This is a genomic window from Microcoleus sp. AT8-B5, assembly GCF_036705565.1.
Classification (GTDB): domain Bacteria; phylum Cyanobacteriota; class Cyanobacteriia; order Cyanobacteriales; family Microcoleaceae; genus Microcoleus.
Window position 1 is genome coordinate 1 of sequence record NZ_JAUBUY010000058.1, and the last position, 4,047, is coordinate 4,047.

A 4,047-nucleotide genomic window follows, 5' to 3' on the forward strand; every position below is an offset into this window, starting at 1 on the left:
AATAACTTCCACTCTTGAAAGTGGGATGGGCCTAAGAGCCCATCCAAAAAGGACGGGCTCTTAGGCCCATCCCACAATAACAATTAAAATTGTAAGTTATTTAATTCGCGATCCTAAGCATCTACTTTGTACCTTTATTGACAAGTTAGATTTAGACCCGGATTTGATGTTAAACCATCCTAAGCTTCCTTCAGTCTTGTCTTATGGTACTTTGGCTGCTTAAAAACAGTCCGGAGTATTGATTCACCAATTGACAGAGGAATGTTGTATAATCTACATTCAAAACAACCAATTTCTGCACCCCTTAACAAAATTGATATGACAGAGAAATCCCACATTTTTTTAGCTGGTGCTAGTCGAGGCGTCGGCTTAGAAATCGCGAAATGTCTGACAGCACAAAAGATGCAAGTAACAGCACTTTTGCGATCGCCCGCAACCAGCACCGAATTAGAAGCAATGGGCATCAAAGTCGTGACTGGCGATGCTTTGGATGCAGCAGCTATGGAAGCTGCGATGGCTGGTGGCGATTCAATTCATGCCGTAATCAGCACAATTGGGGGCTTGCCCAAAGATGGGGAAAGAGCCGATTATTTGGGCAACAAAAACTTGATTGATGCGGCGGTCAAAGCAGGCGTGCAAAAATTTATTTTAGTTTCATCAATCGGCAGCGGTAATAGTGTCGGCGCTTTGCCGCCCCAAGCTTTAGAAACTTTGCGCCCGGTTTTAATTGAAAAGGAAAAAGCCGAAAATCATTTGATAGAAAGCGGGATGATTTATACAGTAATTCGTCCGGGCGGACTCAAATCGGAACCTGCAACAGGCAACGGTATTTTAACAGAAGATTGTCGAGTTGCTGGAACTATTCACCGGGCAGATGTAGCGCAGCTAGTTTGTCAGTGTTTAGTTTCTGATGCTGCTAACAATAAAGTTTTGTCGGCGGTAGATAAACAGATGGTTTACGGCAATCCAGAATTTGAGGAATTAAATCTGTAGGGGCGGGTTTTACCAACAATAATTGCCTAAAACCGATAATCTCGTAAACCCGCCCCCACTTGGGTGGCGATCGCGCGGGGTGGGGGCGGGTTTTTGAGTCTTTGGGTATCCTTTGAAACTATTGGTGAACCCGCCCCTACAAGTTTTTGACGGAGGGCGATCGTAAACCTGTCCCCAACCAACGGCAAATCTCAAGAATCGAAAGGCTTAATCCACGATCGCCCGATCGCCCAATCCAGAACCAAACCCGCGATCGCAAATAATACCACACTCTCGACACCGCGAACCGCAAACGGCAATAACTCCTGTAGGGCGGGCATCTTCCCCGATTCAAAAAACAATCCAGCATCCAACTGTCCAAAAGCCCGCACCAACCCAAAAGCCAACACCGCACCAGATTTAAGCTGCGGGTTAACATCTCGGCGAATCGCATAGCGGTAAGTCACGCCGAACAAAAAACCGCCCAAAAGTGCGATAGTCGCCCTGAAGGCAAAATTTAGGTCAATTTCCCTTACCTGCAAACTCGCCAGAGAATCCAACCTATCCGCCAGAATTAAGCTATTACCAAGGGCGATCGCCCCAAAACCCAGCAAACAAGACAAAGCAGCAACACTCCCTGCCTTCAAAGATTCTACCCGTTCAGCCGCACTAAAATTTGACGAATCCTTCACAGCGCCCTCATTTCAAAAATGGCTCAAATTGACTTATGATAAGGGTTGAAGTCACTTTGTACAGTTTGTTCAATAAATAGCTATGGATATTTTGTCACTCGGTTGGGTTTCGGTGCTAGTTCTGTTCTCCTTCTCAATTTCAATGGTCATTTGGGGACGCAACGGTTTCTAGATTCCAGAATAGCTTGCGGGGCAAGCTTTTTAACGGCCCCGCATTTTTTTTAATCCTATTTAACCAAATCAAAATAACAGGAGTTGTCAACATGACAGTCAAAAAAATATTAATGTTAGTCGGCGACTTTGTAGAAGACTACGAAGTAATGGTTCCCTTCCAAGCCCTGCAAATGGTAGGTCACACCGTCCACGCCATCTGCCCGGACAAAGCCGCAGGCCAAACAATTCGCACCGCAATTCACGACTTTGAAGGCGATCAAACCTACAGCGAAAAACCCGGTCACAACTTCACTTTAAACGCGACTTTTGACGAAATCAACCCCGCCGACTACGACGCTTTGATTATCCCCGGAGGACGGGCCCCAGAATACATCCGCCTCAACGAACAAGTGCTGCAAATTACCCGCTACTTTGCCAACAGCAAAAAGCCGATCGCATCTATATGTCACGGCTTACAGGTTCTAACCGCCGCCGGCGTACTCGAAGGCAAACGCTGCACCGCATACCCCGCTTGCAGCCCCGACGTACTCCGGGCCGGCGGCAAATATACAGAAGTTCCAGTTACCGAAGCCGTAGTCGATGGCAATTTAGTCACCGCCCCCGCGTGGCCCGCACATCCTAACTGGTTGGCTGAATTCCTGAAAGTTTTGGGAACGAAGATCGAACATTCAGATAGTCATTAGTCATTAGTCATTAGTTAGGATCGCGAATTAAATAACTTACAATTTTAATTGTTATTGTGGGATGGGCGTCCCGCCCGTCCACTCATGACGGGCGGGACGCCCATCCCACTTTCAAGAGTGGAAGTTATTTAATTCTCATTCCTTATTAGTCATTAGTCATTAGTTATTAGTTATTAGTCACATGAAAATTTTCACAGTCAAAGTAAAACCGAATTCCAAACAGCAAAGCATCGCAGAACAACCCGACGGCAGCCTCACGGTACATCTCAAGTCGCCCCCCGTTGATGGTAAAGCAAACCAAGAATTAATCATGCTGTTGGCGAAAAAGTTTAAAGTGCCGAAATCTGCGATCGGCATTAAATCCGGTTTTTCCTCCAGAAACAAACTTGTGGAAATTCCAATCGAACCTTTAACTTAGAAATAAAGGTAATAACAAATCTATCTAAAGAGAGATACAGACTCAACTTGAAAATCATATATTAGTAGTTGTAGAGTTAGAATAAAAAATTATGAACATTGAAAATAGAGTCGAAGCCACAGCGAAGAATATTGAAGGCAAAATCCAAGAAGCTGTTAGCGAAGTTACAGGCAATCAGAAAGATAAATTAGAAGGTCAAGCCAAGCAGGATGAAGCATCAGCAATTCACCTGAAAGAAGACCTCAAAGATAAAGCAAAAGAGATTGTAGACCGAGCTTAGTAACAGTATTCGCTACAAGTTTCCTGCCTACTAAATCCCGCAAACGATATGTTTGCGGGATTTTTTATAATGAGCCTAAATCATTTGTACCAATATGTAGGGGCGAGTTGATAAAGATTATTGGTGGCAAAATTCATCGGGTAACTGCCCCTACAGATTCTACTAACTCATAGTGTAAAAGCATTAATTTTGTGGCGGGAATTGTTTCCATTGCATAAGTTGTGCCATCTTGATGAGAAAATTCTACCTCAAAAGCACTGCCATCAAATTCCATCACGACTGTTCCTACTTGTCCTTTATATAATTTAATGATTTGTTTTGTTTCAAAATGGGTGGCGTCTAAATCTTCAGTTAAAGCAACAATATCTAGGTCTTTAATTGTTTTCATTGTTTTTACCTCACTTTTTGACGGGATAACAACTTGTTAATCTAGGGAAACTTTCACCTAAGCGGACGATCCAAGCTGCTAGAATCAGAGATTCACCTACTTCGGTTTTCAGCAAAAATTTCATGTTGTAATGTGTTCCGTATTCATTGTTTTTTTGAATAACAACATCTTCGTTGATAGCAGCTTCTTTTAAAGCCTGTTTGAGCCTTTCAGCATTTTTTAGGGTAATGCCTAACTTACTGGCAAACAAAACAGCTTTATTTTTTCCTTCTTGATGATTCGGATTTAGAGAATATTCTTCTATTTTATTGCCTAAATCTGCTAGATGACCATTGGGCAGTTTCACTATTAATAACTGTTTTTGAAGGACAAAAGAGAATATTAGTCGCCTACAATAATCGACTTTTACTCATATGTCAATTATATCGTCTTTGAGTTGG

The 4,047-nt window shown here is 43.1% G+C and carries 8 protein-coding genes; 5 read left to right on the plus strand and 3 right to left on the minus strand.

Annotated features, from left to right (window positions below; all coding sequences use genetic code 11):
* Positions 1–318 precede the first annotated feature (318 nt).
* Positions 319–993, plus strand: a complete 675-nt coding sequence (locus QUB39_RS26385; RefSeq protein WP_333054437.1) for an SDR family oxidoreductase — start codon at positions 319–321, stop codon at positions 991–993.
* Between the two features lie 191 nt (positions 994–1,184).
* Here the strand turns inward: QUB39_RS26385 and QUB39_RS26390 are convergent, their stop codons facing one another.
* Complete coding sequence (locus QUB39_RS26390; RefSeq protein ID WP_333054438.1) at positions 1,185–1,664, minus strand: hypothetical protein; 480 nt, start codon at positions 1,662–1,664, stop codon at positions 1,185–1,187.
* An 82-nt stretch (positions 1,665–1,746) separates the two neighbouring features.
* Here QUB39_RS26390 and petN point away from each other — a divergent pair, with 82 nt between their 5' ends.
* The 4 genes from petN to QUB39_RS26410 all read left to right on the plus strand — a co-directional run bounded on the left by petN (position 1,747) and on the right by QUB39_RS26410 (position 3,219).
* The gene (petN, locus tag QUB39_RS26395; RefSeq protein ID WP_071883976.1) at positions 1,747–1,836 is read left to right on the plus strand and encodes a cytochrome b6-f complex subunit PetN; all 90 of its coding nucleotides are present in this window, start codon (positions 1,747–1,749) and stop codon (positions 1,834–1,836) included.
* A 91-nt stretch (positions 1,837–1,927) separates the two neighbouring features.
* Positions 1,928–2,521, plus strand: coding sequence for a DJ-1/PfpI family protein (locus tag QUB39_RS26400; RefSeq protein ID WP_333211236.1), 594 nt, complete (start codon positions 1,928–1,930; stop codon positions 2,519–2,521).
* Positions 2,522–2,702: 181 nt separating this feature from the next.
* Positions 2,703–2,939 carry a DUF167 domain-containing protein gene (locus QUB39_RS26405; protein ID WP_333211238.1) on the plus strand — a complete coding sequence of 79 codons (237 nt, stop codon included), beginning with the start codon at positions 2,703–2,705 and terminating at the stop codon, positions 2,937–2,939.
* 91 nt (positions 2,940–3,030) lie between these two features.
* On the plus strand, positions 3,031–3,219 hold the full coding sequence (locus QUB39_RS26410) for a CsbD family protein (protein ID WP_333054441.1): 189 nt from the start codon (positions 3,031–3,033) through the stop codon (positions 3,217–3,219).
* Between the two features lie 133 nt (positions 3,220–3,352).
* On the opposite strand, the gene QUB39_RS26415 is transcribed toward QUB39_RS26410, so the two are convergent.
* Both QUB39_RS26415 and QUB39_RS26420 read right to left on the minus strand, forming a co-directional pair.
* Positions 3,353–3,607 (minus strand): DUF4926 domain-containing protein, encoded by a 255-nt coding sequence (locus QUB39_RS26415; protein ID WP_333054442.1) that lies wholly within the window; start codon positions 3,605–3,607, stop codon positions 3,353–3,355.
* A gap of 10 nt (positions 3,608–3,617) precedes the next feature.
* Positions 3,618–3,953 carry a DUF6883 domain-containing protein gene (locus QUB39_RS26420; RefSeq protein ID WP_333054443.1) on the minus strand — a complete coding sequence of 112 codons (336 nt, stop codon included), beginning with the start codon at positions 3,951–3,953 and terminating at the stop codon, positions 3,618–3,620.
* Positions 3,954–4,047 lie beyond the last annotated feature (94 nt).